This window comes from Comamonas odontotermitis (genome assembly GCF_014207855.1).
GTDB classification, from domain to species: domain Bacteria; phylum Pseudomonadota; class Gammaproteobacteria; order Burkholderiales; family Burkholderiaceae_C; genus Comamonas; species Comamonas odontotermitis_A.
Genome location: NZ_JACHKZ010000003.1, coordinates 1 through 25,181, shown reverse-complemented (window position 1 = coordinate 25,181; position 25,181 = coordinate 1). Strand labels below are relative to the sequence as shown.

The window sequence follows — 25,181 nt, the reverse complement described above, 5'->3', positions numbered from 1 at the left end:
ATCGGGTTCCCCTCACTTCTTTGCGCCCCGACCATGCTGCAGCTCTACATCGGCAACAAAAACTACTCCTCCTGGTCCATGCGCGCCTGGGTGCTGCTGCGCCAGGCGGGCATTCCCTTTGACGAGCAATACGTGCGCTTCGACAGTTTCGACAGCCAGTCCGAATTCAAGCGCACCATGGCCACCGTCAGCCCCACGGGCACCGTGCCGCTGCTGCGCGATGGTGACGTCACCGTCTGGGACAGCCTGGCCATTGCCGAATACGTGGCCGAGCAGTTTCCAGACAAGGCGCTGTGGCCCAAGGACAAGGCAGCCCGCGCCGCAGCCCGCAGCATCTGCGCCGAAATGCACGGCGGCTTCACCGCCCTGCGCGGCGCCTGCCCGATGAACATCGAGGCCGATCTGGCCGAGGTGGGCAAGATCGTCTGGCGCGACAACGCTGGCGTGCGCAAGAACGTGGAGCGCCTGTGCAGCATGTGGAGCCACCTGCTGGCCCAGCACGGCGGCCCCCTGCTGTTTGACCAGTTCAGCGTTGCCGACGCCTATTTCGCGCCCGTCTGCATGCGCCTGAAAACCTACCAGCTGCCCGTGCCCGGCGAGATCGCCGCCTACGTCGAACGCGTGCACCAATTGCCCGGCGTCAAGGCCTGGATCGACGGCGCCCTGGCAGAGAAGGACTTTGTCCCGATGGACGAGCCCTACCGCGCCGAGCGTTGAAGGCGTTGAAGCCGTTAAAGGTGTTCAATAAAATAGCTGCCAGCGCTTATCTGCAAAGCGCTGGCAGCTATCAACATTTAAGTAACCGTTGAACGTTCCCCTTTTCTTGCCGCGAAGCGTGCAGACAAAGGGGACGGGTGCAGAACGCCCCGGATTCCGGCTGCGAACTCAGATGCCTTTGGACGTGGGATGCTCGAACGCATCGCGCGTCTCCGCATTCAGCGGGTAGTTGATGTTGATGCCCTTGGGCGCGATGGGCGACATGAACCACTTGTTGTAGAGCTTTTCCATCTCGCCGGACTTCATCATGCCCGCCACCGTATCGTCCACCAGCTTCTTGAAGGCTGGGTCGTCGTTGCGCAGCATCAGCGCCTGGTTTTCGGTGCGCAGGCTCTCGCCGACGATCTCGTAGTTCTGCGGATCGCGTGCGTTGGCAATCTGGCCTGCCAGCAGAATATCGTCCAGCACAAAGGCCTGGGCCTTGCCGCCCTGCACCAGCAGGAAGGAATCGGTATGGTCCTTGCCCGGCACATTGGTGATCTCCAGGTTGCTGGCCTTGTCGGCCTGGCGCAACAAGCGGAACGAGGTCGTGCCCGTGGTGGTGGCCACCGCCTTGCCCTGCAGATCGGCAATGCCCTTGATGCCCGAATCCTTCTTGACCAGCATGCGCACGTTGTAGCGGAAGATATCCGGCGAGAACGCCACCAGCTTCTGGCGCTCCACCAGATTGGTGGTGGAGCCGCATTCCAGATCGACCGTGCCGTTCTGCACCAGCGGAATGCGGTTGCCCGAGGTCACAGCCTGGTAACCCACCTTGAGGTCGGTCAAGCCCAGCTTGGCCTTGACCGCGTCCAGAATCTTGTAGCAGATGTCCATGCTGTAGCCCACGGGCTTCAAATTCGCATCCAGGTACGAAAAGCCGAACGACGACTCGCGGTACCCCAGGGTGATGGCTCCGGTGCTCTTGATCTTGTCCAGCGTGGGCGCGCTCTGCGCCATGGCACCGGCAGCGGCGCATACCATTGCGGCGGCCATCGCCAGGCGTGCCACGGTGTAATTGATTTGCGTCATCGACTTTCCTTTCGCGCCCTCTTGGCGCCTCAATGCCCTATGGCGTTACAACAGAACCAATGTTCCTATTTTTTATAAATTGGATCATATGTTCCATGAACGACAATGGCTACCCGTGATTTCCCTCAACCACCAACAAAGCCAATCCACCATGGGCGTGATCGACCAGCTGCGCGACCGTTTTGCATCCCTGAGCCCCTCGCTGCAGCAAGTGGCCCGCTACGTGCTCGACCACCCAGGCGACGTGGTGACCCAATCGATGCGTACCGTGGGCCAGCACGCCCAGGTGCCACCCACCACCCTGGTGCGCTTTGCCCAGACCTGCGGATTTGCGGGCTGGAACGAGTTCAAGCAGGCCTTGACGGGCGACATGGGCTTGAGCAGCGACTCCGCCAACCAGTACGGCGACAAGGCGCGCAGCCTGATCGGCCGCTCCCGCGACAAGCAGCTCACCGCCGAAATGTTTGCCATGCAGCGCAGCAACCTGGACACCACCGAGCAGCACAGCGCCCCGCGCCTCGCCAGCGCCGCCCGCCTGCTGGAAAAAGCCGCCCAGGTGCATGTGATGGGCATGCGCGCCTGCTTTCCCGTCGCGTTCTCCCTGGTCTATGTGTACCGCCTGTTCCGCCAGTCGGTGCATCTGCTCGAAGGCATGGGCGGCGTTCGTGAAATGCAGCTGCGAGCCGTGGACAAGGGCGATGTGCTGGTGGCCATCAGCTTTGCGCCGTACTCGCAGGAAACCGTGCAGGCCGTGGAGCTGGCGCGCGCGCGCGGCTGCAAGGTGCTTGCGCTGACCGACAGCCTGGCGTCGCCCCTGTCGCTGGCCGCCGACGAAACCCTGCTGTTTGCCGTCAACAGCCCGTCGTTCTTCCCCTCGGTCACTGCCGCGCAGGCCCTGGCCGAATCGCTGCTGGAAGTGCTGGTGAGCCGCGCCGGGCCAGAGGCCGTCGCCCGCATCGAAGCTGCCGAGGGCGAGCTGCACGACAGCGGTGTGTATGTGCAGGCGCCCCGCAGGTAAACTTGCCCGGATGAAAATCTACATGGTGGGTGGCGCTGTGCGCGACCGTTTGCTGGGCCAGCCCGTGAACGACCACGACTGGGTGGTGGTGGGCACGACGCCCGAGGCAATGCAGGCCCAGGGCTTTGTGACCGTGGGCAAGGACTTTCCGGTGTTTCTGCACCCGCAGACCCACGAGGAATACGCGCTGGCGCGCACCGAACGCAAATCGGGCCGCGGCTACCACGGCTTTTCGATTGCCGCATCGCCCGACGTGACGCTGGAAGAAGACCTGGCGCGGCGCGACCTCACGATCAACGCCATGGCGGCCCCCGCAGACTGGACGGGCAGCGAAGCCATATTTGATCCATATCACGGCCAGCAGGACCTGCAGGCCAAGGTGCTGCGCCATGTGACGGATGCCTTCCGCGAAGATCCGGTGCGCATTCTGCGCCTGGCACGCTTTGCCGCGCGTTTTCATGATTTCTCCGTCGCCCCCGAAACCCTGGCACTGATGCGCGAGATGGTGGCAGAGGGCGAAGTGGACGCCCTTGTGCCCGAGCGCGTCTGGCAGGAGCTGGCACGCGGCCTGATGGAAGCGCAGCCCTCGCGCATGTTCGAGGTGCTGCGCCACTGCGGCGCCCTCGCCCGCCTGCTGCCCGAGCTGGACCGCCTGTGGGGCGTACCCCAGCGGGCCGACTACCACCCCGAGGTGGACACCGGCGTGCATGTGATGATGGTGCTGGACCGCGCCGCCCAACTGAATGCCCCGCTGGCCGTGCGCTGGGCCTGCATTGCACACGACTTGGGCAAAGGCACGACCCCGGCAGACATATTGCCGCGCCACATCGGCCACGAAGAGCGCAGTGTGGAACTGGCCCGCGCCGTACAGCAGCGCCTGCGCGTACCCAGCGAATGCGCCGAGCTCGCCCTGCTGGTGGCGGCCGAACACGGCAACATCCACCGCAGCCCGGGCATCGCCCCCGCTGCCGTGGTGCGGCTGCTGGAGCGCTGTGACGCCTTTCGCAAACCCGCGCGCTTTGCCGACGCGCTGCTTGCCTGCCAGTGCGATGCCCAGGGGCGGCTCGGGCTGCAAGACCAACCCTACCCGCAGCGCGAACAACTGCTGCGCCTGCTGGCCGTGGCGCAAGCCGTCAGCACCAAGGAGGTGGCAGGGCGCGCCGCCCAGCTTGGCCGAAAAGGCGCCGAGATTGGAGCGATGGTGCACGAGGCACGCTGCCATGCAGTGGCGCAGGAGATGAAGGCAGAGCAGTAATGGCTTTTGGAAATTTACTGACGCACACGCTGTATGTGCGCATTGCACCCGATGCCGTCCTGATCCGCAGCAGCAACAGCGACGCCATATGGAGCGATGAGGCTTTGCTTGCCTTGCGTGCAGGCCCACAACCCAGTGTTTTGGCCGCTGGTGCCGCCGCGCGGCTGGCAGTGGCACAAACCCCGGGGGCCACTCTGAGCGAGCCTTTTGGCCACCCCCGCTGCCTGATCAGCGATTACGCAGCAGCGGAGGCCTTTCTGAAACATGCACTGCTGTCCTATCTCAAGCTCAAGCGCGTCAATCGCTGGTTGGCGCCATCGCCACACATGTTGCTGCATCCTTGCCCTTCGCCCGCCCAGGCCGTTGGAGCCCTGACCGGTGTAGAGCACCGCGCCTTGCGAGAGCTGGGCCAGCGCTGCGGGGCCCGCAGTGTGGAGCTGATTGCATCCGCCGCCTTGAGCGAGGCACAGATTCTGGCACTGATGCAACGCGGGCCTGCTCGTGGCTAGTGCCACCTAACACTTCACGCAGGCGGAGGCGCCACCGAATGCAGCAGCACCGGCACATCGCCGTCTCCGTTGACGCTTTCGAGCTGCACGCCAAAGCCCCACAGCCGCGCCGCGTGCTTGAGCACCTCCTGCACATCATCGGCCAGCGGCCGCCCCTGGTACTGCGTGTGGCGCAGCGTGAGGCAACGGTCGCCGCGCAGGTTCACGTTCCACACCTGGATATTGGGCTCGCGCGCGCCCAGGTCGTACTGCTGCGACAGCGTCTGGCGCAGCGAGCGGTAGCCGTCTTCGTTGTGGATGGCGCTGACCAGCAGCTCTCGCTCGCTGGCGTCGTCATGGATGGCGAAGAGGCGCATGTCGCGCATCAGTCGGGGGCTGAGGTACTGGCCGATGAAGCTCTCGTCCTTGTAGTTCTGCATGGCGTGGTGCAGTGCAGGCAGCCACGGCGTTCCCGCCAGATCGGGGAACCAGCGCCGGTCTTCGTCGGTCGGGTGTTCGCAGATGCGCTGGATGTCGCGGTACATCGCAAAACCCAGCGCATAGGGATTGATACCACTGTAGGCGCGGTGCCCGGCAGGCGGCTGGTAGATCACGTTGGTGTGCGACGACAGCCACTCGATCATCACGCCGTCGGTGAGCCACCCCTCGTCGTACAGCGTATTGAGCAGCGTGTAGTGCCAGAAGGTGGCCCAGCCCTCGTTCATCACCTGGGTCTGGCGCTGCGGATAGAAGTACTGCGCAATCTTGCGCACGATGCGCACCACCTCGCGCTGCCAGGGCTCCAGCAGCGGGGCGTTCTTTTCGATGAAGTACAGCAGATTCTCTTCCGGCTCCTTGGGAAAACGCTCGTGGTGCTGCGCGGGGCTGTTCTTGTCCGGGCGCGCAGGCAGGGTGCGCCACAGCTCGTTGATCTGCTGCTGGGCGTAGGCCTCGCGCTGCTCGCGCTCGGCGCGCTCGCGCGCCAGGGTCTTCTTGGAGGGACGGCGGTAGCGGTCCACCCCCAGGTTGGCCAGGGCGTGGCATGAATCCAGCCACTGCTCCACGGTATCGAGCCCGTGCTTTTCCTCGCACTGGGCGATGAAGTCGCGGGCATAGAGCAGGTAATCGATGATGCTGCCCGCATCCGTCCACATGCCAAACAGGTAGTTGCCCTTGAAGAAACTGTTGTGCCCGTACGCCGCATGGGCAATCACCAGGGCCTGCATGGCCGTGGTGTTCTCCTCCATCAAGTAGCTGATGCAGGGGTTGGAGTTGATGACGATCTCGTACGCCAGCCCCATGTGGCCACGGCGGTAGCGCCGCTCGGTTGCCAGAAACTCCTTGCCATAGCTCCAGTGGCGGTAGCCCACGGGCATGCCCACGCTGGCGTAGGCGTCCATCATCTGCTCGGCCGAGATCACCTCCAGCTGGTTGGGGTAGGTGTCGAGGCCGTAGCGCTCTGCCGTAGCGGCAATGGCTGCGTGGTAGCGCTCGATCAGCTCGAACGTCCAGTCGCTGGGGTCAGGCAGGGGCTGCCCCGGGCGCTTGCCCGCTGGCCGAGGCGTGGCAGGCACATCGCGCTGTGCCCGGTCGCCAGCAATTGCCAGTTTCCATGGGTGTGCACCCTTGCGCCGCGCCAGCACCGGGTATTGAGCAGGGTTCATGCGAGAAGGGTTCATACCGTCACCCCCTCCTTCTTGAACAGATCACGAAATACGGGGTAAATATCGCCCGGCTCCGACACCTTGCGCATGGCGAAGTGCGGGAACAGCGGCAAGAGCTGGCTGTACTCTTCCCACAGGCTCTGCTCCTCCTGCACCACCTGCACATACGCAAAGTAGCGCACCAGCGGCAGAATCTTCTCGGCCAACAGGTTGCGGCAGTTGCCGCCATCGTCGCCAAAGTTGTCGCCATCGCTGGCCTGGGCCACGTAGATGTTCCAGTCGGCCACGGGGTAGCGCGTGCGGATGATCTGGTCGAGCAGCACCAGCGCGCTGCTGACCACGGTGCCGCCGCTTTCGGTGGAATGGAAGAACTCGTCCTCGCCCACCTCGGCAGCCTGCGTGTGGTGGCGGATGAAGACGATGTCGATCTTCTCGTAGTGGCGCGTGAGAAACAGGTACAGAAGGATGAAGAAGCGCTTGGCCAGATCCTTGCGCGCCTGGTCCATCGAGCCCGACACGTCCATCACGCAGAACATCACCGCCTGGCTGCTGGGCTCGGGCACCTTGGTGCGGCTGCGAAAGCGCAGGTCCAGCGGATCGAGAAACGCTACCTTGCCCATGCGCGCCTGCAGCCCGGCGATGCGCTGCTGCAGCTCGGCCACGGCCTCGCTCGTGCCATCATCCTGCGCCAGCAGAGCCGCCAGCTCATCTTCAAGCGCCTTGAGCTCGCGGTGCGGCGCCTTGGTGAGGGCAATGCGCCGACCCAGCGCGCCGCGCATGGTGCGCAGCACCGCCAGATTGTGCGGCGTACCGTCGTGGCTGTAGCCGGCGCGGCGCGTCTTGTACTGCAGCGTGCTGGCAATGTGGGTGCGCAGCAGGCGCGGCAGAGCCAGGTCTTCAAAGAACAGTTCCATGAACTCTTCCTTGGTCAGGGTGAAGGTGAAGTCGTCTTCGCCCTCCCCGCTGTCGCTGGCCTGCGAGCCCTGGCCGCCGCCTCCCCCCTGGGGCCGGGCAATGCGGTCGCCCCGCACATGCTCGGTATTGCCCGGGTGCACGGTATCGCGCACGCCGCCTGGGCCGTGGTGAAAGACGGGTTCGCGGATGTCCTTGCGCGGGATGGTGATGTTCTCGGCCTGCTCGATGTGGCGAATGTCGCGCTTGGAGACAGCGCGGCGCACCGCCTCGGCGATCTGCTCCTTGTAGCGGCGCACAAAGCGCTCGCGGTTGCCCACCGACTTGTTCTTGCCTGCGAGCCTGCGGTCGATGATTTGCAATGCCATCTATGCCCCCCATGCATGGTCGGCCCGGCGCGTTCGGTACCGGCGCGCCGTTCCCGCTGCCTCAGCTGCTCTTGCGCACGCGCAGGTACCACTCGCACAGCAGGCGCACCTGCTTGGGCGTGTAGCCTTTGGCTTCCATGCGGGTGACAAAGTCTTCGTGCTTGCGCGCATCCTCGGCACTGGCCTTGGCGTTGAAGCTGATGACGGGCAGCAGCTCCTCGGTGTTGGAGAACATCTTCTTCTCGATCACCAGGCGCAGCTTTTCGTAGCTGGTCCAGCTCGGGTTCTTGCCCTGGTTGTTGGCACGCGCGCGCAGCACGAAGTTGACGATCTCATTGCGGAAATCCTTCGCATTGGCGATGCCCGCGGGCTTTTCCACCTTCTCCAGCTCGGCGTTGAGCGCATTGCGGTCGAACACCTCGCCGGTGTCGGTGTCGCGGTACTCGCTGTCCTGGATCCAGTAGTCGGCGTAGGTGACGTAGCGGTCAAAGATATTCTGGCCGTACTCGCTGTAGCTTTCCAGATAGGCGGTCTGGATTTCCTTGCCGATGAACTCGGCGTAGTGCGGCGACAGGTATTCCTTGATGTAGCTGGTGTAGCGGGTCTCCAGCTCGGCAGGGAACTGCTCGCGCTCGATCTGCTGCTCCAGCACATACATCAGATGCACCGGGTTGGCCGCCACCTCGGTACTGTCGTAGTTGAACACCTTGGACAGAATCTTGAAGGCAAAGCGTGTGGAGATACCCGACATGCCCTCGTCCACCCCTGCGTAGTCACGGTACTCCTGGTAGCTCTTGGCGCGCGGGTCGGTGTCCTTGAGGCTCTCGCCGTCGTAGACCTGCATCTTGCTGAAGATGCTGGAGTTCTCGGGCTCCTTCAGCCGCGTGAGCACCGCAAACTGCGCCATCATCTTGAGCGTGCCGGGCGCGCAGATGGCGCTGGCCAGCGAGGATTCGCGGATGAGCTTTTCGTAGATGCGCACTTCCTCCGACACGCGCAGGCAATACGGCACCTTGACGATGTAGACACGGTCAAGAAAAGCCTCGTTGTTGCGGTTGTTGCGGAAAGCCTTCCACTCGCTCTCGTTGCTGTGGGCCAGCACCAGGCCATCAAAGGGAATGGCGCCAAAGCCTTCGGTGCCCTTGTAATTACTCTCCTGGGTGGCCGTGAGCAGCGGATGCAGCACCTTGATGGGCGCCTTGAACATCTCGACGAACTCCAGCAGGCCCTGGTTGGCCAGGCACAGACCGCCCGAGTAGCTGTAGGCATCGGTGTCGTCCTGGGCAAAGTTCTCCAGCTTGCGAATGTCGACCTTGCCCACAAGGCTCGATATATCCTGGTTGTTCTCGTCGCCCGGCTCGGTCTTGGCAATGGCCACCTGCCGCGAAATGCTGGGGTAGCGTTTGACGACACGGAACTGGCGGATATCGCCGCCGTATTCCTCCAGGCGCTTGACGGCCCAGGGCGAGAGCACATGGCTCAGGCAGCGGCGCGGAATGCCAAACTGCTCCTCAAGCACCGGGCCATCCTCCATCGGATCGAACAGACCCAGCGGCGATTCGTTCACGGGCGAGCCCTTGAGCGCGTAGAACGGCACCTTCTGCATCAGGTACTTCAGGCGCTCGGCGATGGAGCTCTTGCCGCCCCCCACGGGGCCCAGCAGGTAGAGAATCTGCTTGCGCTCTTCCAGGCCCTGGGCGGCGTGGCGGAAGAAGCTCACCACCTGCTCGATGGAGTCTTCCATGCCGTAGAACTCTGCAAACGCAGGGTAACGGCGGATCACCTTGTTGGCGAACAGGCGCGAGAGGTGCGGATCATTGCGGGTATCTATCATCTCCGGCTCGCCGATGGCGGCCAGCATGCGGTGCGCAGCCCCCTCGTAGACCATGGGGTCGCGCTGGCACAGAACAAGAAACTCGTCGAGCGACATTTCCTCTTCGCGCAGGCGCACATAGCGGGCGGCAGAGTTGCTGATGACATCCATACGACCTCCGTGGCGGCACCAAAGGGGCTGACCATGCCGCAAAGTTGCTAGGGACCCTCTGCAAAACTCCCTGCCGTGGTCTGACCACGGTCTCGGGCGATCCGCATCCATCTCATCTGGAGAGGGTTTTGCAGAGCCTCCCTAGGCATTCGTTATCGTGACTTGGTTGTAGCACCTTACACGAGCTTTGACCAGTCCACCTGTCCTACACACGGATGTCCGCAATGGGGGCAGTATTTCTGATTCCAGCGCCACCACCCGCTTTGGGCCTGAAAAAGACGCCCGCACCCCTTCGGATTCGTGCGCGCCAATACCCCTCCAATACCCCTCCAATCCCCCGCCAAGGCGCGCCACTCCTGCGTTGGGCGGCGCTCCTCCACCGTCATCAAAGCGTTATGCAACTGTCATGAAGCTGCCATTTTGTGGCCGGATACTCGGTGCGCGTCACAGAGAACATTGCCCCGGTTGTTGGGGCCTCTGTGGACTTTCCAATACACCACAAATCCCACGGAGTTACCGTTATGAGCGCAGTGTTGACATCGCGTCGTCGTCTCTTGCAACTATTGGGCGGTGCGCCCCTGCTGCCGCTCTCCGGCTCGCTGTCGGCAGCCGGTCTGCTGACCGCCTGCGGCGGCGGTGGCGATGACGACACGCCCTCCGCGCCATTCAAGTCTGTCAGCTTCGTCAGCATGGCGGCGCCTACCCTGGCGGTGCCTGCTGCCATGGCCACCACCACCACCAACGCGGCGATGAGCATCCTCTACGCCGACAACAGCACCCGCGAAGTCAAGCTGGCCTACCAGCCGTTCTTCGTGACCGGCGACATGGTCTCCGACGGCAAGGGCGGCAAGATCCTGGCGGGCGGCTATGTGGACATCAACAACAAGCCCATCACCGACACCACGGTGGCTGGCAGCGAACGCCAGTTCTTCTCCGACTCGCCAGATGGCACCTCCCTGTTGACCGTGCCTGATGCCAAGGTCGATGGCGTCAAGGGCAAGCCCGTGTTCGCCGTGGTGCAGTTCGAATACACCACCTGGGCGCAGGATGGCAAGACCGACATGTATGGCAAGCTGCCATCGCCCATCGCCGTGCTGACGCTCGATCAGGACCAGGACAGCGGCAAGCTGAGCCTGGTGAAGTACCACAACGTGGACACCTCCAAGGTACACGGCCTGTGGATCACCTGCGGCGCGAGCCTTTCGCCCTGGGGCACTCATCTCTCCAGCGAAGAATATGAGCCCGATGCGTTCACGGCCGCCAGCAACGCGCAATTCAAGGCCTACAGCAAGAACCTGTATGGCGACGAAACCAAGGCCAACCCCTACCACTACGGCCACATGCCCGAGGTGACGGTAAACAAGGACGGCACCGCTTCGATCAAGAAGCACTTCTGCATGGGCCGCATCTCGCACGAGCTCGTGCAGGTGATGCCCGACGCGCGCACCGCACTGATGGGCGACGATGCCACCAACAGCGCCTACTTCGTGTTCGTGGCCGACAAGGCCAAGGACCTGTCCTCCGGCTCGCTGTACGCCGCCAAGGTGGGCGCTGGCTTCTCCATCGACCCCGCCTCCGGCAGCGCTGCAGGCCTCACCTGGATCAAGCTCGGCTCGGCCACCAGCGCTGAAATCGAAAACCTGGCAAACACGCTCAAGCCCACCGACATTATGTCTGTGGCGAGCAAGGACCCGCAAGACGCCAGCTTCACCAAGATCGTTGCCAACGGCAAGACCGAGTGGATCAAGATCAACCCCGGCATGGACAAGGCCGCCGCCTTCCTCGAAACCCACCGCTACGCCGCCTACAAGGGCGCCAGCATGGGCTTCACCAAGATGGAAGGCACCACCGTCAACGCCAAGGACAAGATCGCCTACTCTGCGCTGCAGAACTGCGAAAAATCCATGGTGGCAGGTGATGCCGCCAACGTGCCAGGCAACGGCGTCTCCATCCCCAAAACCTTGAAGGCCGGTGCCGTGATGGCGCTGAACCTGCGCGGCGGCCAGAAGGACACCAGTGGCGCTGCCATCGACAGCGAGTGGATGCCCATCGACACCAAGGCCCTGCTGGCTGGCGAAGACATTGCCGCCGACGCGCTGGGCAACACCGGCAACCCCAACAAGATCTGCAACCCCGACAACCTCAAGTTCTCGGAGAAGATGCGCACCCTCTTCATCGGTGAAGACAGCGGCCAGCACGTGAACAACTTCCTGTGGGCCTACAACGTCGACACCAAGCAGCTCTCGCGCATCATGTCGATCCCTGCGGGCGGCGAATCCACCGGCCTGCATGCGGTGGACGAGATCAACGGCTGGACCTACATCATGAGCAACTTCCAGCACGCTGGTGACTGGGGCGCCATCCACAACGTGGTCAAGGAAAAGCTCGATCCGCTGATCAAGGCCAACTACAAGAACAAGTTCGGTGCCGCCGTGGGCTACCTGACCGGCGCGCCACAAGGCATCAAGCTGTAACCCCACGATCTGCCAGCCGCGCTGGAACGCCAAAAGGGCCATCTTCGGATGGCCCTTTTTCCTTTTGATCGGGATGGGGTGAAAGCCGTTGGCTCGCGCCCTGTGCACCGGCGGTGCGACCGCCGAAAGCGCGTCACACCACCGACTGCACCCAGCGCACGATATCGCCCGGCGGCAGAGCGCCCGAGATGCGCTGCACCTCATCGCCACCCTTGAACACCACCATGGTCGGAATGCTGCGGATGTTGAACGGCTGGGCCACATGCGGGTAGGCTTCGGTATCGAGCTTGGCAAAGCGCACATAGGGCTCCAGCTGCTTGGCGGCTTGGGCAAAGCCGGGTGCCATCTGGCGGCAGGGCCCGCACCAGGGCGCCCAGAAATCCACTACAACCGGAATCTGGTTGCGCCCCACCTGCCGGGCAAAGCTCTCCGCATCAAGCTGCACCGGCTCGCCGATAAAAAGCGGCTGGTGGCAGCTGCCGCAATCGAGGTGCGCGCTCAGCTGCGCACGCTGAACGCGGTTGGTGGTATGGCAATGGGGGCACACAATGTGCAGGCTGTCTTCAGGCATCGGCTGTTCTCCTTGGCCTGCATCGTACGGGCAGGCTGCAGCCTTGCAACTGAAGGCGATTGCCGTATTTTCAAGCCGCGCCGCGTCAGGCCAGGGTCAGCAGCACGGGCTGGTGGTCCGACAGCTGCGTGGCGCCGTCGCTGCGCCAGCCCTGCACATGGCTGCGCAGGCTGTCGCTGACCAGTGCAAAATCGCAGGCCACCGGCGCCGGGCCCCAGGTGCGGTCGAACACGCAGAAGGTGGCAGGCTGCGGCGCATCGCCCTGCAGCACCTGCCAGCTGTTGTGCAGAGGAGCCGCCCCAGGCGCTACCAGGGCTGCATATTCGGCATCAAGCGGGCCCATGTTGAAATCACCGCACAGCACGGCGTGTGGTGTGTGTACCGGTGTGGTGTAGGGCGTGGCAGCAGGCGCGCTGCCGGGCGGCTCGCCGCACTGCGCCAGCGCCTCGGCATGGATGCCTTGCAGCGCCCGCACCTGCGCCATGCGCTGCGTGGCGCTGTGGTATTCGAGGTGCGTCGTCATCACCCGCACCAGGCCCAGGTGCGGATCGCGCACCGTCACCACCAGGCAGCCGCGCGGCATGCTCACCACGCCAGCTTCTGCCAGCCAGGGCAGCCTGTGCTGGGCCACCTCGGCCACCGCCAGGCGCGTGGCCACCAGATTGCCAAAGCTGCGGCGCTGGCCCTGCGCATCAAAGCCATCGGTGGTCGCGGCAAAAAACAGCTGCCAGCCGGGCAGCAAAGCCTGGATCTGCGCCACTTGATCGCCCGGCCCTCCTGCCAGGGCAGGGTGGCCTACTGCCACCTCCTGCAGGCACAGCACGTCGATATCGCCCATGCCCTGCGCGTGGCGTGTGATGCGCGCCGGGTCGGCAACGCCATCGAGCCCGCAGCACCATTGCACGTTCCAGGTCAGTATCTGCATGCGCCCCAATACCTCGTCGAATGAAGACCAGGCGCCCATCCGTCAAGCGCCAAATGCTATAAAAATATGTGAAAGCAACCGTACTACACGGCGTCGGCAGGCGCGCGCAGCTGGAACACATTGCCCTCGCAGTCCATGGCGTTGCAGGCCACAAAGCCGGGGCCCTGCCATTCGTCGTCAAACACCTGGCCGCCAAGCTGGGCGGCCAAGGCGCGGGCTGATGCCATGGAATCCACGGTGGCGAAAAATTTCAGCGCCACATTCTCACGCTTGGCAGGCGGCGTGGACACATGCACCTGTGCGGCAATCGCCGCAGGAATGGCGTGGATCAACAGCTGCAGGTGCGCCGATTGCAGCACCACGATCTCATCCCTGCGGTGCAGCTCGCGCATACCAAGGATTTGCGCGTAAAACTGCGCCAACAGGTCAAGGTTCTTGGCGTAGATCAGCACGCCAGCTGCTGCAGGTCCGGACATTGGTTGCTCCCAGTAAGATGCGTTGACTGTAACCGGCTATTTGATGCCTGCGCGCATGAAGCTCTGCACAAACTGCCGCTGGAACAGGATGAACCCCACCAAGAGCGGCGCCGAAGTCATCAAGGTGGCGGCGGTGATGGTAGACCAGTCCACGCCCTGCTCCACACTGGAGAACACCTGCAGCCCCACGGTCAGCGGGCGCGACTCCACGCTGTTGGTAATGATCAGCGGCCAGAGAAAGTTGTTCCAGTGAAAGCTGACGGACACCAGCGCAAACGCCGTATACACCGGCTTGGCCAGCGGCACATACACGCGCCACAGAATCTGCAGGGTGCTTGCGCCTTCCACGCGCGCGGCTTCGTCCAGTTCCTTGGGGATCCCCATGAAGGTCTGCCGCAGCAAAAAGATGGCAAAGGCCGAAGCGAAGTACGGCAGGCCGATGGCAAACAAGGTATCGACGAGACCCAGCCGCGCCATGGTCTGGTAGTTCTCCACCAGCAGGATGTCGGGCATGATCATCAGCTGCACCAGCACCAGTGCAAAGGCAATGTTCTTGCCGCGGAACTGGTAGCGCGCAAAGGCGAATGCCGCCAGGGTGGAGAGCACCAGTTGCGCGGCCAGGATGATGGCGACGAGCAAGGTGGTGTTCAGAAAGTAGCGCGCAAAAGGCGCCGCTTCCCAGGCGTTGCGAAAGTTCTGCAAGGTCCAGGGGGCGGTCAGATCAAACCGGATGGCGTAGTCGCTGGGGTGGAAGGCCGTCCAGAACGCATAAGCTAGCGGCAGTATCCACAGCAGGGCCAGCAGCCAGGCGGCCAGGGTGTCAAACCAGGTATGGCGGTAGATCACGGCAGGTGCGGCGTTCATTTGTAATGCACCTTTTTGTCGAGCACGAAAAACTGGAACAGCGCCACACTCGCCAGCACCACGACCAGCACCACGGTGATGGCCGCCGCATAGGCGGTATCCCAGAACTTGAAACCCACCTCGTACAGATGGTAGAGCAGCAAGGTGGTGGCGTTGTCCGGGCCGCCGCGCGTCAGGATGAAGACATGGTCCACCAGCCGGAAGGCGTTGATGACCGCGTTGACCAGCACGAACAAGGTGGTGGGCATCAGCAGCGGCCACTGTACGCGGCGGAAGAAATACCAGCGGGATGCGCCTTCGATGGCGGCCGCCTCCTTCAGGCTGGGGTTGAGCGTTTGCAGCGCGGCCAGGTAGAAGATCATGAAAAAGCCCGCTTCCTTCCACACCGCCACCAGGGTGACTGCGCCCAGCGCCGTGGACGGACTGCCCAGCCAGTTGTGCGACGGCAGGCCCAGCGCCGTGGTGACCTGCTCCAGCAGGCCGTACTGCGGCGTGTAGAAGAACAGCCAGATGTTGGCCACCGCAATCATCGGCAGCACCGTGGGCGTGAAATACGCCATGCGGATGAAGGTGCGGCCCGCGATGCGCTCGTTCACCCACACCGCCATCAAGAGCGCCAGGCCGATGGACGCCGGAATGGTGGCCGCCGCAAACCACAGATTGTTGCGCACCGCCTGCCAGAACACCGGGTCATCAGCCATGGTTTCATAGTTTTCCAGCCCCACCCACACGGCAGCGCGCGCGCCTTTGGGGGTGGAATAGAAACTGTCGATGAAGGTGGCTACCGCCGGCCAGTGGGTGAAGGTGACCAGCAGCACCAGCGCAGGCAGAAGCAGCAGCCAGGCATGGATGCTGCGCTGGCCCGAGCCTGCGGCGGAGGAGGAAGAGAAAGAGGCACTCATTCCAATCGATTTCTTTTTATGCGTGGTGAAGCTATCGCACCGCGCGGGCATGCAGACAAACGCTGAAGCGGCAATGGCGCATCAGGGCCTGTGCGCACCCCCCTACGGTCATCACTGGTAGCTGCGCAGGATGCGGTCCGCTTCCTTTTGCGCTTCCTTCATGGCCTGCGCCGAAGTCTTGGTGCCGTTGAGCGCGGCCTGCACGGCATCGTTCAGCGCCTTGGTCACGCGCTGGTTGTCATGCGTCGAGAACTCGGCCACCGACACAGGCAGCTGGTCGCGCGCCACCAGCGCCTGCGGGAACTCCTGGCCGTATTTCTTGAGGGCTGGCGTTTCGTACGCGGCAGGCGACACGGCCACGTAGCCGCTGTCCATGCTCCACTGCGCGGCGCGCTCGGGCTGGGTCACCCACTTGGCAAATTCGAACGCGGCCTGCTGCTGCTCCTTGGGCGCCTTCTTGAAGATGTAGAAATTGCCGCCGCCGGTAGGCGAGCCGCCCTTGCGCACATTGCCTGCGATCTGGCCCACGCCGAATTCGAACTTGGCGTTGGCCTTCAGGTTGGTCAGGTTGCCGGTGGTGGTAATGATGATGGCGGCCTTCTTTTCCATGAAGTCCTTGGGGGTGGTGCCCCACTCGACCACGCCCTTGGGGTGCACGCCTTCCTTGGTCAGGTTGACCCAGAAATCCAGCGCCTCGATGACCTTGGGGTTGTCGAAGGTGATCTTGGTACCCGCCTCGTTGGCCAGCAGCACGTCGTTGGGGGTGGTCAGGGTCTGCAGCATCCAGTAGGCAAAGCCGGTAGATGGAATCTGGATGCCGTACTGCGTGACGTTGCCATTGGCATCTTTCTTGGTGAGCTTTTTGGCAGCCTCGTTCAGCTCCTTCCAGGTGGCAGGCGCCTTGTTCGGGTCCAGGCCCGCTTCCTTGAAGGCGTCCTTGTTGTAGTACATCACCACCGTCGAGCGCTGGAAAGGCACGCCCCAGGTCTTGCCGCCGGTCTGGCTGTTGGCCATGAAGGCCGGGTAGAAGCCCTTGAGCCAGGCCTTGTCGGCGTCGGTCTTCACAAAGTCGTCAATCGGCGCAATGGCGTCTTCGTCGATCAGCGTGAACATGTCGGTGGACAGCAGCACCGAGGTGGCAGGCGCCTTGCCCGATTTGTTGGCCGTGAGCGCCTTGACGATGGTTTCCTGGTAGGTGCCCGCATAGATCGGCGTGATCTTGTACTGGGGGTGTGCCTTGTTGAAATCCGCCGCATAGCCGTCGATTACCTTGGTGATCGGGCCGCCCACGGCCACCGGGTAGTAGAACGGCACTTCCAGCGGATCGGCAGCGTGGGCAACCGTGGCGGTCAGGCCCAGCATGGCAGCGCTGGTGGCGAGAATGGTCTTCAAGAACGTATGGCGTTGCACGGGATCACTCCTGTTATCGGCAAAAAAGCAAAGGGCGAAAGACCAAAAGGTCAGAAAAAAGGGAACAGAAGGCAGGGCAGTCTCACTGCATGCGCCGGCCTTCGGCGTCAAAAAAGTGCATGTCTTCCACCTGCCAGGCCAGGGGCATGGCCTGCCCGGTATTGGTGTGGTGCTGGCCCGGCGCGCGCACGGTGATCTGCTCGCTGCCGATGGCGCAGCGCAGCACCACATCGGCGCCCAGGTATTCCTGCCCGGCAAGCTGTGCGCTCACGCCGCCCTGCCCCAGCGCCACGGCTTCGGGCCGCAGGCCCAGCCAGGCAGCGCCCAGCGGCGCGGCCAGGCGCACGTCGCTGCCGGCAATGGCACCGTCGTCGAGCTTGAGCAGGTTCATGGCAGGCGTGCCGATGAAGCGCGCTGCGAACGTGGTGGCGGGCCGCGCATACATGTCGCGCGGCGCAGCGCATTGCTCCACCCGGCCCTGGTGCAGCAGCACCACCTGGTCAGCCATGCTCATGGCTTCGGCCTGGTCGTGCGTGACATAGACCACCGTCAGACCCAGGCGCTGCTGCAGTTCGCGCAGCTCGGCGCGCATCTCCTGGCGCAGTTGTGCATCCAGGTTCGAGAGCGGCTCGTCCATCAGGCACACATGGGCTTGCGCCACCAGCGCCCGCCCGAGCGCCACGCGCTGCTGCTGGCCGCCCGAGAGCTGACCGGGCCTGCGGTCGAGCAGGTGCGACAGGCCCAGCAGATCAGCCGCGTCCTTGAGGCGCTTGTCGGCTTCGGCCTTGGGCACCTTGCGCACCGACAGGCCAAAGCCGATGTTCTCGGCCACGCTCAGATGGGGGAACAGCGCATAGTTCTGGAAGACCATGGCAATGCCGCGCTGCGCTGGCGGCAGATGGGTGACGTCCTTGCCGCCGATCAACACCTTGCCGGAGGTTGCGCTCTCCAGCCCCGCAATGATGCGCAAGGTGGTGGATTTGCCGCAGCCCGATGGCCCTAGCAGCACGCAGAAGCTGCCCGGCGCGATCTTCAGATCCACGGAATGCAAGGCCGTGGTGTTGCCCCAGGACTTGGCAACCTGCGTTAACTCAATGGATGACATCGCCCCAGTGTATGAAGGTACGATGACAATTTGTTTACAAACTTTCCCGCATATCCGTGTGATATCAAGGCGCAGGCATTCTCAGCCGCCTTTCGCATGCGTCACGAATATGACAGTTTCAAGCCGAAGGGCAGCCACTACAGGTACCTGGCAATGCCCGCCGCCAGCATGCTCAGCAACACCGTGGTGGCAATCGGCAGCCAAATCTTTTTCCCAAAGACCGTGATCTCGAAATCGCCCGGAAGACGCCCGAGGCCGATCTTGCGCAGCAGCGCAGAAAAGCCGTTGAGCAGCAACAGCGCAAGAAAGACGACGATCAACCAGCGGAACATGGCTGCCAGTGTAGAACTTTCGCAGCCTTAAGAACGTATTTACGATCTCTATGCAGCCGCGTACACCTGCTCGCCAGCCACCCAGGTGGCACCGACACGCAGCGTGCCAATGTCTGCCGCAGGCACGCTGAAGATGTCGCCGCTCAGCACGGCAAAGCTCGCTTCAAAGCCCGGGGCGATCTGGCCGAGTTGCCCGTCAAAGGGCGAGAGGCTGGCTGCGCGGGCGGTGTAGAGCAGCACGGCCTGCGGCACGGTCAGCGCCTGGCTGTCCACGATGGGCGCGCCGTTGTAGGCGCGGCGCTGCACGGCTGCCTGGATGGAGACGAAGACATTGTCCGGATCAGCCCAGGTGGTGGCCGGTGCATCGGACGACAGCGCCACGTGCGCAATCTGCTGGTAGAAGGTTTTGAGCGCGTAGGACTGCTCAAACTCCGCATCGACCAGGTTCTCGGTATAGGCGTCGTACTCGGCAAACATGAAGATGATCTGCGTGGCCACGCCCCATTGCATGGGCATGGCGTTCATCTGCGCAATCTGCGCGGGCTTGAGCAAGGTGGCGTGCTCCAGCCGCACCGACGGGATGCCGCCAGGCAGCCAGGGCTGCTTGTCGGCAAAGAAATCGATCACCAGTTGCAGCGCGGCATCGCCCATGGCGTGCACGGCCATTTGCGCGCCGTTGGCCCGCGACCATTCGTAGGCCTGCTCCAGCGCCGCGCTGGTGAGCAGCGACATGCCAAACAGGCTGCCGGTTTGGCTGCCAGTATGTTTGTAGGCGCAACTGCACCAGGCGGTCTTGCCAGAGATGGAGCCATCGGCAAACAGTTTGATGCCTGCAATCTTGACGCGCCCCTCCTTTTGCGCGGCCTGCAGGCCTGCCAGCAGATCGCCCTTGCAGGGCTCCCACGAAAAATACAGCGCCGCCTGCTGCCGAAAGCCTGCCTGCGCTGCATCGCGGTACACATCGAGGTGGTGAAACGGCTGGGTGAAGGCCATCATGTCGGTCACGGCGACGATGCCGCGTTCGCTGAAGCGCTGCGAGGTGCGCGCCAGGCTGCCCACGGCCTGCGCGTAATCCTGCACGGCCTTGGCGCGCTGCACCACGCTGTTGGCGGCCAGCTCGGTCAGCACGCCGTTGGGCGTGCCGTCTGCGTCGCGGCCAAAGTGGCCGCCAATGGGATCGGGAGTCTCCCGGCCAATGCCTGCCAGCTGCAATGCCCGGGTGTTGCAGATGCCCGAGTGGCAGTCGGAGCGCCCCACATAGACCGGTTGCGTGGTGGAGACTTGATCGAGGTCATGCCGCGTAGGCGTGCGCCCTTCCTTCAGCTTGGATTCGTCATAGCCCCAGCCTTCGATCCAGTCGTTCGGGCCCATGCCCGCCTTGGGGTGTTTGCGGAGCGCGGCAATCAGGCCCGGAATGTCTTCGACCAAGGGTACGGTGCAGGGCACCGCATCCACAATCTGCGACAGGAACGTGGGGTGGGTGTGCACATCGATGAAGCCCGGCACGACAGTCTTGCCCTGCAGATCGACCTGCAAGTCTGCGGCGGGCTGCTGGACATCGCCTGCATGACCCACCCAGGTGATCTTGCCGCCTCTGGCGGTAAAGGCGGAGACAAACTCGGTTTCGCTGCGCCCGGTGAAGACTTTGGCATTGGTGAACAGGCAGGAAGGCATGGCGGAGGCGGTGATCCAGAAAGGTGCAAAAAAGCGGACAAGGTACTCAAGCAACCATTGTCCGCGAATCCACCACCCGATAACCGGTTTACCGCTGCACGCCCCAGCGCCTGACGGTGACCCGCTCCAGCTGGTGAAAGCCCAGCGTTTCCACCAGAAGACCAATGATGATGACCAGCGCCAGCCCGGCGAACACCTGGTCGGTGTAAAGCTCGTTGCGGCTTTGGAAGATGTACCAGCCCAGGCCCCCCTTGCCCGATGAGGCGCCGAACACCAGCTCTGCCGCGATCAGGGTGCGCCAGGCAAAGGCCCAGCCAATCTTGAGCCCCGACAGGATGGAAGGCAGCGCCGCAGGCACCAGAATCTGCAGCACGTAGCGCACACCGCGCAGGCCATAGTTGCGGCCCGCCATGCGCAAGGTGTCGGGCACGGACTGAAAGCCCGCGTAGGTGGCCAGCGCCAGCGGCCAGAGCACCGAATGCACCAGCACCACCAGCAGGCTGCCTTGCCCCAGGCCAAACCACAGCAGCGCCAGCGGCAGCAGGGCAATGGCGGGCAGCGGGTTGAACATGCTGGTCAGGGTGGTTAGCAGATCACGCCCCCACTGGCTGGAGACGGCCAGCACCGTGAGCAGCAGCGCCCCCGCCACACCCAGCACATAGCCTTGCACCAGAATGCCGAGCGACACCGCCGCCTTGGCCAGCAGCTCGCCATTGGCCAGATCGCGCACCAGGGTGGCGGCGGTCTGGGTGAAGGTGGGCAGCAGCAGATCGTTGTCCTGCCAGCGGGCGGCTACCTCCCATACCAGCGCCAGCACGGCCAGGATGATGGCCTTGCGCAGCAGCGGGTGCTGCAACAGCCTTGTCGCCAGCGGCAGCGCGCGCGCCTGGATGTCGGCGGGCGCAGCAGGCAGCGCATATTCGGCTTCGGGCCGGATGGGCGGCTGCTGCGGGCCGCTGCCGGATGCAGAGGAAGGTGCGCCGCCGGAAGGGGTGATTGTGGCAATCGTGACGGATGTCATGGGATACCTTTCATGCCGCGCGGCGCAGGCCGCCGCCCTGGGTATGGGGGATGTCTTTAGCCACCGGCCCAGGGCTGGCGGGCGCATCGTCGTCCGCATGGATAGCCAGCTCTTCGTCAAACAGCAGCCGGTGAATGCGCTGGTGCGCGGCCTGGAAGGCGGCGCTGCCGCTGCTGGCCAGATCAAAGCTGTGGGCGTTGATCTCGGCGCGCAGGCGCCCGGGGTGCGGCGAGAGGATGGCGATGCGGTTGCCCACCACCAACGCCTCTTCGATCGAGTGGGTGACGAACACCAGGGTGAAGCGCAGCTCGTCCCACAGCGCCAGCAGCTCCTCCTGCATGCGGCGGCGCGTCAGCGCGTCGAGCGCGGCAAAGGGCTCATCCATCAGCAGCACCTGCGGGTGCATGGCCAGTGCGCGCGCAATGGCCACGCGCTGCTTCATGCCGCCAGAGAGCTGGTGCGGGTGCACATCGGCAAAGCGGGTCAGGCCCACCTTGTCCAGGTACCAGTCGGCACGCTCGAGGGCCTCCTTCCGGCTGGCGCGGCGCGAGGCGAGCAGCGGAAACATCACGTTCTCGCGCACGGTCTTCCACGGCGGCAACTGGTCAAACTCCTGAAACACCATGACCCGGTCCGGCCCCGGGCCGTGCACCGGCGCGCCGCCCAGGCGAATGGCGCCCTCGCTCACCGGCACAAACCCCGCCATGGCCTTGAGCAAGGTGGATTTGCCACAGCCCGAGGCGCCCAGCAGCACAAAACGGTCGGCCCCGTGTACGCCAAAGCTCACCTGGTGCGTGGCCCGCACCACGCGCTCGCGGGTGGCGTAGTCGATGCTGACCCGGTCCACCTCCAGCAGGGCGCCGTTGTGCGGCAACTCCCTGACCGCCTGTGGATAAGTTTGTGCAGAAGCCGAGAGGCGCCCCGCCAGCTCCGCCTCTGCCTGGCTGGCAAAAGGCTCGGCCGCGCTACGCAGCCAGGCAGAGGGCCCCAGGGCCACATCGCTATCCTGCCCGCCTGCATCACGCCCCAAACCACCCAGATTTCCCAAAGCAAAATTCCGCCACATATCTGTTCTCCATCATGCTGTGCGCCGCAAGCAGCGCACCCAACCGGCGTAGCCCATCTGCGAGACAGCGAGGGAGCGCCGCCGCGCACCGAGGCTGTCGTCCTCCTGCCCGTTTTGCGCAAGCAAAGCGAGAGCGGAGGTGCTCCGATCAGCTCCCTCCGGCAATGCGTGGGTCGTCAAAGAAATAATCCTTGGCGGCTTCCGGCCGGGTCTTGATGACGCCGACCTTGTACAGAAACTGGCCCAGGCCCACCGTGTTCTGTGGCTGGATGGTGAACTGCACCAGCGGATTCTTCAAAATCTGCAGCACCAGGGCCTTGTCCACCTTGCCGCCACCGCCGCTCTTCAAGAAGATGTCGGCCGCCTTGTCCGGGTTGGCCTTGATGAACTGGGCCGATTCGTCGAGCGCATCGACAAACGCGCGGTAGGTCTTGGGGCTCTCCTGGCGGAACTTCTCGGTCGCGTACAGCACCGTGGACGAAGCGGGGCCGCCCAGCACGTCGTAACTGTTCAGTACGATGCGGGCATTGGGGTTACCCGCCAGCTCCAGCTCCTGGAAGGGTGGGTTGCCAAAGTGCGCGCTGATCTCGGTGCCGCCCTTGATGATGGCAGCCGCTGCATCCGGGTGCGGCAGGGCTACCTGCAACTTGTCGAGCCGCTGGTATTCCTTGTCGCCCCACAGCTTGGCCGATGCGTACTGCAGTACGCGCGACTGCACCGAGACACCCACCGCCGGTGTAGCGATGCGGTCCTTGTCGGTGAAATCGGCAATCGTCTTGACGGCCGGGTTGTTGCTGACCAGGTAATACGGAAAGTTGCCCAGCGAGGCCACGCCCTTGACGTTCTGCTTGCCCTTGGTGCGATCCCACAGCGTAAAGAGCGGCGCAACCCCTGCCCCCGCAATATCGACGTTGCCGGACAGCAGCGCGTCGTTGACCGCAGGCCCGCCCGAGAACTGCAGGTAGTTGACCTTGATGTCCACACCCTGGGCCTTGCCGTGCTTCTCGATCAGCTGCTGGTCTTGCGCCACATTGAGCAGCAGGTAGACGATGCCGTACTGCTGGGCAATGCGCAACTGGCCTTCAGCCGCCTGCGCCACACCCGTGCCCAGCCCCCACAGCAGGGCCGTGGCAGCCAGCACGGCAGCCGCGTTCTTGCGGGCGCCGCGCAAGGCACGACGGCGGCTGGCGGCAGTGGATGGCTGCGCGCTGTTTGCTATGGTTTTTAAATGTTCTTGCTTCGATTGGCGGGCAACAGGCGCCCATTGGTTGTTGAATTTCATGGCTTAAAAACGATGCGAAGGGTGAATGGCCCCGGCGGGCGCACCTTGCGAAGTGCGTGGAGGCGCGTGAAGGTGCGTGCCTGGGGCAGGGCGTCAATCGCCGCGAAGATGCAGGAGGTGAAAGCCGTTGATGGGCCGCAATGGCCGCGCTTTCCATCCGGCATCAACACGCGGCAGCCATGCACATCGACATCAAAAACAGGAGCTGCCCGCGCTTGCCAGATGCGCGCGATAGGTGGTTTCCGTTCAAATGGTTCATACCGGCACATCGCCTTCGATGGTGGTGCGGTAGAGCTTGCGGCGCTGCCCCTCGGGCACGCCGGTGGCCAGGTGCAGCACGGCGCGGTTGTCCCAGAACAGCAGATCGTGCGGCTGCCAGTGGTGGCGGTACACAAACTGCGGCTGCGTGCTGTGCGCAAACAGCTCGGCCAGCAGCGCGTCGGACCGGGCCTGCGGCAGCCCGACGATGCGGGTGGTGAAATGCTCGCTGACAAAAAGCGCCTTGCGACCGGTTTCGGGGTGCGTGCGCACCACCGGATGAATGGCAGGCTTGACCTCGGCCACCTGCTCGTCGCTCAACTTGGGGCGGAACGGGTTGCGCGCGCGCAGCTCTTCATACTTGAGCAGATAGCTGTGCTCGGCGAGCAGCCCCGTCAGCTGCTGCTTGAGCGTATACGGCAGCGCATCATAGGCCGCCACCTGGTCGGCAAACAAGGTATCGCCACCCACCTCGGGCAGCTCCTGCGCGTGCAGGAGCGAGCCCAAGGCCGGCTTGGGCTTGTACGACAGATCGGAGTGCCAGTACGCCCCAGCATCCCCCAGGCCTGTGGGCTGGCCACCTTCGATGATGTTGGAGACAACCAGAATCTCGTCATGCTGATCGAGCTTGAAATTGCGCAGCACATGGCGCTGCAGCGGGCCAAAGCGGCGGCTGAATGCAATGTGCTCGGCCGGGGTGATGCGCTGGTTGCGGTACACCACCACGCTGTGCTGCAGGTGGGCCTCGTGCAGACGGGCGAAATCGTCGCTGCTGAGTGGTTGGGCCAGATCCAGCCCCACCACCTCCACACCCAGGCGACTGCTGGCGCCATCGGGCTGGCTGATGGGGCGCACCTCAAACGCGGGGCCGGCAGCACGCGCTGGCGCCTGGCGCACGGCCGATTCCGGCACCGGGCGGCGGAAGGAGAACGGATGTGCGGTCAGGGCATCGAACAGGGCAGACATGGCAGCTTCCTCAAAGGCTGTGGCGAATCAATCGCGGTCATGCCACTGTAAAAGCCGCTCCATAAAAGCAAAACGAATAAAAATGGCTATCTTTATGCAAATTTTGCAGAAGGCGGCCCTACCCCGTGTGCCCCGTCATCGCCCTTTCATGTTGGGCCGCCATACTGAAGACTGCCGGTGCGCAATGAGCCATTCTGTACGGCACCAGACGCCCGCTTCGCCTGCTCCGCGTGCGGCTCTGGCGCGGTATGTCAGGGCTCTGCACCGGCAGCCAGCATGGGCTTAGAGCCGCTTGTATGTTTACAGGTGTCGGGGTGAGGGACCAGAGCCGCTATCGGCTGTTGGCGCAGACCGACCGTGTTAGACCCCTCTCAACCC

Annotated in this window: 22 protein-coding genes; 5 read left to right on the top strand and 17 right to left on the bottom strand. The window is 63.7% G+C overall.

Annotated elements, in window-relative coordinates; translation table 11 throughout:
* Nucleotides 1-33: 33 nt before the first annotated feature.
* Entirely contained in the window at nucleotides 34-717 is a 684-nt protein-coding gene (locus HNP33_RS03385; RefSeq protein WP_184705303.1) for a glutathione S-transferase family protein, read from the top strand.
* A 168-nt stretch (nucleotides 718-885) separates the two neighbouring features.
* Here HNP33_RS03385 and HNP33_RS03380 read toward each other — a convergent pair whose 3' ends face one another.
* Nucleotides 886-1,788 carry an amino acid ABC transporter substrate-binding protein gene (locus tag HNP33_RS03380; protein ID WP_184705301.1) on the bottom strand — a complete coding sequence of 301 codons (903 nt, stop codon included), beginning with the start codon at nucleotides 1,786-1,788 and terminating at the stop codon, nucleotides 886-888.
* A 151-nt stretch (nucleotides 1,789-1,939) separates the two neighbouring features.
* Between HNP33_RS03380 and HNP33_RS03375 the strand changes: the two genes are divergently transcribed.
* Genes HNP33_RS03375 through HNP33_RS03365 form a run of 3 tightly spaced genes read left to right on the top strand, consistent with a single transcriptional unit; the run spans nucleotide 1,940 to nucleotide 4,570 of the window.
* The gene (locus HNP33_RS03375) at nucleotides 1,940-2,806 is read left to right on the top strand and encodes a MurR/RpiR family transcriptional regulator (RefSeq protein ID WP_184705704.1); all 867 of its coding nucleotides are present in this window, start codon (nucleotides 1,940-1,942) and stop codon (nucleotides 2,804-2,806) included.
* Between the two features lie 10 nt (nucleotides 2,807-2,816).
* Complete coding sequence (locus HNP33_RS03370) at nucleotides 2,817-4,061, top strand: multifunctional CCA addition/repair protein (protein WP_184705299.1); 1,245 nt, start codon at nucleotides 2,817-2,819, stop codon at nucleotides 4,059-4,061.
* Complete coding sequence (locus HNP33_RS03365; protein WP_184705297.1) at nucleotides 4,061-4,570, top strand: rod shape-determining protein; 510 nt, start codon at nucleotides 4,061-4,063, stop codon at nucleotides 4,568-4,570. The genes HNP33_RS03370 and HNP33_RS03365 overlap by 1 nt, the downstream gene beginning before the upstream one ends.
* A gap of 14 nt (nucleotides 4,571-4,584) precedes the next feature.
* Here HNP33_RS03365 and HNP33_RS03360 read toward each other — a convergent pair whose 3' ends face one another.
* The 3 genes from HNP33_RS03360 to HNP33_RS03350 all read right to left on the bottom strand — a co-directional run bounded on the left by HNP33_RS03360 (nucleotide 4,585) and on the right by HNP33_RS03350 (nucleotide 9,477).
* Nucleotides 4,585-6,213, bottom strand: a complete 1,629-nt coding sequence (locus HNP33_RS03360; RefSeq protein ID WP_184705702.1) for a SpoVR family protein — start codon at nucleotides 6,211-6,213, stop codon at nucleotides 4,585-4,587.
* Between the two features lie 11 nt (nucleotides 6,214-6,224).
* Nucleotides 6,225-7,493 (bottom strand): YeaH/YhbH family protein, encoded by a 1,269-nt coding sequence (locus tag HNP33_RS03355; RefSeq protein ID WP_184705295.1) that lies wholly within the window; start codon nucleotides 7,491-7,493, stop codon nucleotides 6,225-6,227.
* Nucleotides 7,494-7,554: 61 nt separating this feature from the next.
* Nucleotides 7,555-9,477 carry a PrkA family serine protein kinase gene (locus tag HNP33_RS03350; RefSeq protein ID WP_184705293.1) on the bottom strand — a complete coding sequence of 641 codons (1,923 nt, stop codon included), beginning with the start codon at nucleotides 9,475-9,477 and terminating at the stop codon, nucleotides 7,555-7,557.
* A 521-nt stretch (nucleotides 9,478-9,998) separates the two neighbouring features.
* Here HNP33_RS03350 and HNP33_RS03345 point away from each other — a divergent pair.
* Nucleotides 9,999-11,951, top strand: coding sequence for a PhoX family protein (locus HNP33_RS03345; RefSeq protein ID WP_184705291.1), 1,953 nt, complete (start codon nucleotides 9,999-10,001; stop codon nucleotides 11,949-11,951).
* Between the two features lie 133 nt (nucleotides 11,952-12,084).
* Here HNP33_RS03345 and trxC read toward each other — a convergent pair whose 3' ends face one another.
* The 13 genes from trxC to HNP33_RS03280 form a co-directional block, all read right to left on the bottom strand.
* Nucleotides 12,085-12,522, bottom strand: a complete 438-nt coding sequence (gene trxC, locus HNP33_RS03340; protein WP_184705289.1) for a thioredoxin TrxC — start codon at nucleotides 12,520-12,522, stop codon at nucleotides 12,085-12,087.
* Between the two features lie 85 nt (nucleotides 12,523-12,607).
* Nucleotides 12,608-13,486 (bottom strand): endonuclease/exonuclease/phosphatase family protein, encoded by an 879-nt coding sequence (locus tag HNP33_RS03335; RefSeq protein WP_233464337.1) that lies wholly within the window; start codon nucleotides 13,484-13,486, stop codon nucleotides 12,608-12,610.
* A 44-nt stretch (nucleotides 13,487-13,530) separates the two neighbouring features.
* Nucleotides 13,531-13,923 carry a VOC family protein gene (locus tag HNP33_RS03330; protein ID WP_184705287.1) on the bottom strand — a complete coding sequence of 131 codons (393 nt, stop codon included), beginning with the start codon at nucleotides 13,921-13,923 and terminating at the stop codon, nucleotides 13,531-13,533.
* Nucleotides 13,924-13,959: 36 nt separating this feature from the next.
* Complete coding sequence (locus HNP33_RS03325) at nucleotides 13,960-14,787, bottom strand: carbohydrate ABC transporter permease (RefSeq protein WP_184705285.1); 828 nt, start codon at nucleotides 14,785-14,787, stop codon at nucleotides 13,960-13,962.
* The gene (locus tag HNP33_RS03320) at nucleotides 14,784-15,689 is read right to left on the bottom strand and encodes a carbohydrate ABC transporter permease (RefSeq protein ID WP_184705283.1); all 906 of its coding nucleotides are present in this window, start codon (nucleotides 15,687-15,689) and stop codon (nucleotides 14,784-14,786) included. The genes HNP33_RS03325 and HNP33_RS03320 overlap by 4 nt, the downstream gene beginning before the upstream one ends.
* Before the next feature lie 111 nt (nucleotides 15,690-15,800).
* The gene (locus HNP33_RS03315; RefSeq protein ID WP_184705281.1) at nucleotides 15,801-17,099 is read right to left on the bottom strand and encodes an ABC transporter substrate-binding protein; all 1,299 of its coding nucleotides are present in this window, start codon (nucleotides 17,097-17,099) and stop codon (nucleotides 15,801-15,803) included.
* Between the two features lie 82 nt (nucleotides 17,100-17,181).
* A complete protein-coding gene (locus HNP33_RS03310) occupies nucleotides 17,182-18,204 on the bottom strand; it encodes an ABC transporter ATP-binding protein (RefSeq protein WP_184705279.1) in 1,023 nt (340 codons plus the stop codon).
* Between the two features lie 137 nt (nucleotides 18,205-18,341).
* Nucleotides 18,342-18,536 (bottom strand): DUF2905 domain-containing protein, encoded by a 195-nt coding sequence (locus tag HNP33_RS03305; RefSeq protein WP_184705277.1) that lies wholly within the window; start codon nucleotides 18,534-18,536, stop codon nucleotides 18,342-18,344.
* A 48-nt stretch (nucleotides 18,537-18,584) separates the two neighbouring features.
* The gene (locus HNP33_RS03300; protein ID WP_184705275.1) at nucleotides 18,585-20,210 is read right to left on the bottom strand and encodes an amidohydrolase; all 1,626 of its coding nucleotides are present in this window, start codon (nucleotides 20,208-20,210) and stop codon (nucleotides 18,585-18,587) included.
* Between the two features lie 88 nt (nucleotides 20,211-20,298).
* On the bottom strand, nucleotides 20,299-21,231 hold the full coding sequence (locus tag HNP33_RS03295) for an ABC transporter permease (RefSeq protein WP_184705273.1): 933 nt from the start codon (nucleotides 21,229-21,231) through the stop codon (nucleotides 20,299-20,301).
* A gap of 10 nt (nucleotides 21,232-21,241) precedes the next feature.
* Nucleotides 21,242-22,297, bottom strand: a complete 1,056-nt coding sequence (locus HNP33_RS03290) for an ABC transporter ATP-binding protein (protein ID WP_184705271.1) — start codon at nucleotides 22,295-22,297, stop codon at nucleotides 21,242-21,244.
* Between the two features lie 148 nt (nucleotides 22,298-22,445).
* Nucleotides 22,446-23,579, bottom strand: a complete 1,134-nt coding sequence (locus HNP33_RS03285) for an ABC transporter substrate-binding protein (protein WP_233464331.1) — start codon at nucleotides 23,577-23,579, stop codon at nucleotides 22,446-22,448.
* A gap of 255 nt (nucleotides 23,580-23,834) precedes the next feature.
* Entirely contained in the window at nucleotides 23,835-24,803 is a 969-nt protein-coding gene (locus HNP33_RS03280; protein WP_184705269.1) for a TauD/TfdA dioxygenase family protein, read from the bottom strand.
* Nucleotides 24,804-25,181 lie beyond the last annotated feature (378 nt).

Coding starts and splice junctions, on each gene's coding strand:
- HNP33_RS03280 (WP_184705269.1), bottom strand. CDS start 24,803: ATGTCTGCCCTGTTCGATGCCCTGACCGCACATCCGTTCTCCTTCCGC.
- HNP33_RS03335 (WP_233464337.1), bottom strand. CDS start 13,486: ATGGGCGCCTGGTCTTCATTCGACGAGGTATTGGGGCGCATGCAGATA.
- HNP33_RS03305 (WP_184705277.1), bottom strand. CDS start 18,536: ATGTTCCGCTGGTTGATCGTCGTCTTTCTTGCGCTGTTGCTGCTCAAC.
- HNP33_RS03300 (WP_184705275.1), bottom strand. CDS start 20,210: ATGCCTTCCTGCCTGTTCACCAATGCCAAAGTCTTCACCGGGCGCAGC.
- HNP33_RS03385 (WP_184705303.1), top strand. CDS start 34: ATGCTGCAGCTCTACATCGGCAACAAAAACTACTCCTCCTGGTCCATG.
- HNP33_RS03285 (WP_233464331.1), bottom strand. CDS start 23,579: ATGAAATTCAACAACCAATGGGCGCCTGTTGCCCGCCAATCGAAGCAA.
- trxC (WP_184705289.1), bottom strand. CDS start 12,522: ATGCCTGAAGACAGCCTGCACATTGTGTGCCCCCATTGCCATACCACC.
- HNP33_RS03345 (WP_184705291.1), top strand. CDS start 9,999: ATGAGCGCAGTGTTGACATCGCGTCGTCGTCTCTTGCAACTATTGGGC.
- HNP33_RS03310 (WP_184705279.1), bottom strand. CDS start 18,204: ATGTCATCCATTGAGTTAACGCAGGTTGCCAAGTCCTGGGGCAACACC.
- HNP33_RS03320 (WP_184705283.1), bottom strand. CDS start 15,689: ATGAGTGCCTCTTTCTCTTCCTCCTCCGCCGCAGGCTCGGGCCAGCGC.
- HNP33_RS03290 (WP_184705271.1), bottom strand. CDS start 22,297: ATGTGGCGGAATTTTGCTTTGGGAAATCTGGGTGGTTTGGGGCGTGAT.
- HNP33_RS03350 (WP_184705293.1), bottom strand. CDS start 9,477: ATGGATGTCATCAGCAACTCTGCCGCCCGCTATGTGCGCCTGCGCGAA.
- HNP33_RS03380 (WP_184705301.1), bottom strand. CDS start 1,788: ATGACGCAAATCAATTACACCGTGGCACGCCTGGCGATGGCCGCCGCA.
- HNP33_RS03325 (WP_184705285.1), bottom strand. CDS start 14,787: ATGAACGCCGCACCTGCCGTGATCTACCGCCATACCTGGTTTGACACC.
- HNP33_RS03365 (WP_184705297.1), top strand. CDS start 4,061: ATGGCTTTTGGAAATTTACTGACGCACACGCTGTATGTGCGCATTGCA.
- HNP33_RS03360 (WP_184705702.1), bottom strand. CDS start 6,213: ATGAACCCTGCTCAATACCCGGTGCTGGCGCGGCGCAAGGGTGCACAC.
- HNP33_RS03330 (WP_184705287.1), bottom strand. CDS start 13,923: ATGTCCGGACCTGCAGCAGCTGGCGTGCTGATCTACGCCAAGAACCTT.
- HNP33_RS03370 (WP_184705299.1), top strand. CDS start 2,817: ATGAAAATCTACATGGTGGGTGGCGCTGTGCGCGACCGTTTGCTGGGC.
- HNP33_RS03355 (WP_184705295.1), bottom strand. CDS start 7,493: ATGGCATTGCAAATCATCGACCGCAGGCTCGCAGGCAAGAACAAGTCG.
- HNP33_RS03375 (WP_184705704.1), top strand. CDS start 1,940: ATGGGCGTGATCGACCAGCTGCGCGACCGTTTTGCATCCCTGAGCCCC.
- HNP33_RS03295 (WP_184705273.1), bottom strand. CDS start 21,231: ATGACATCCGTCACGATTGCCACAATCACCCCTTCCGGCGGCGCACCT.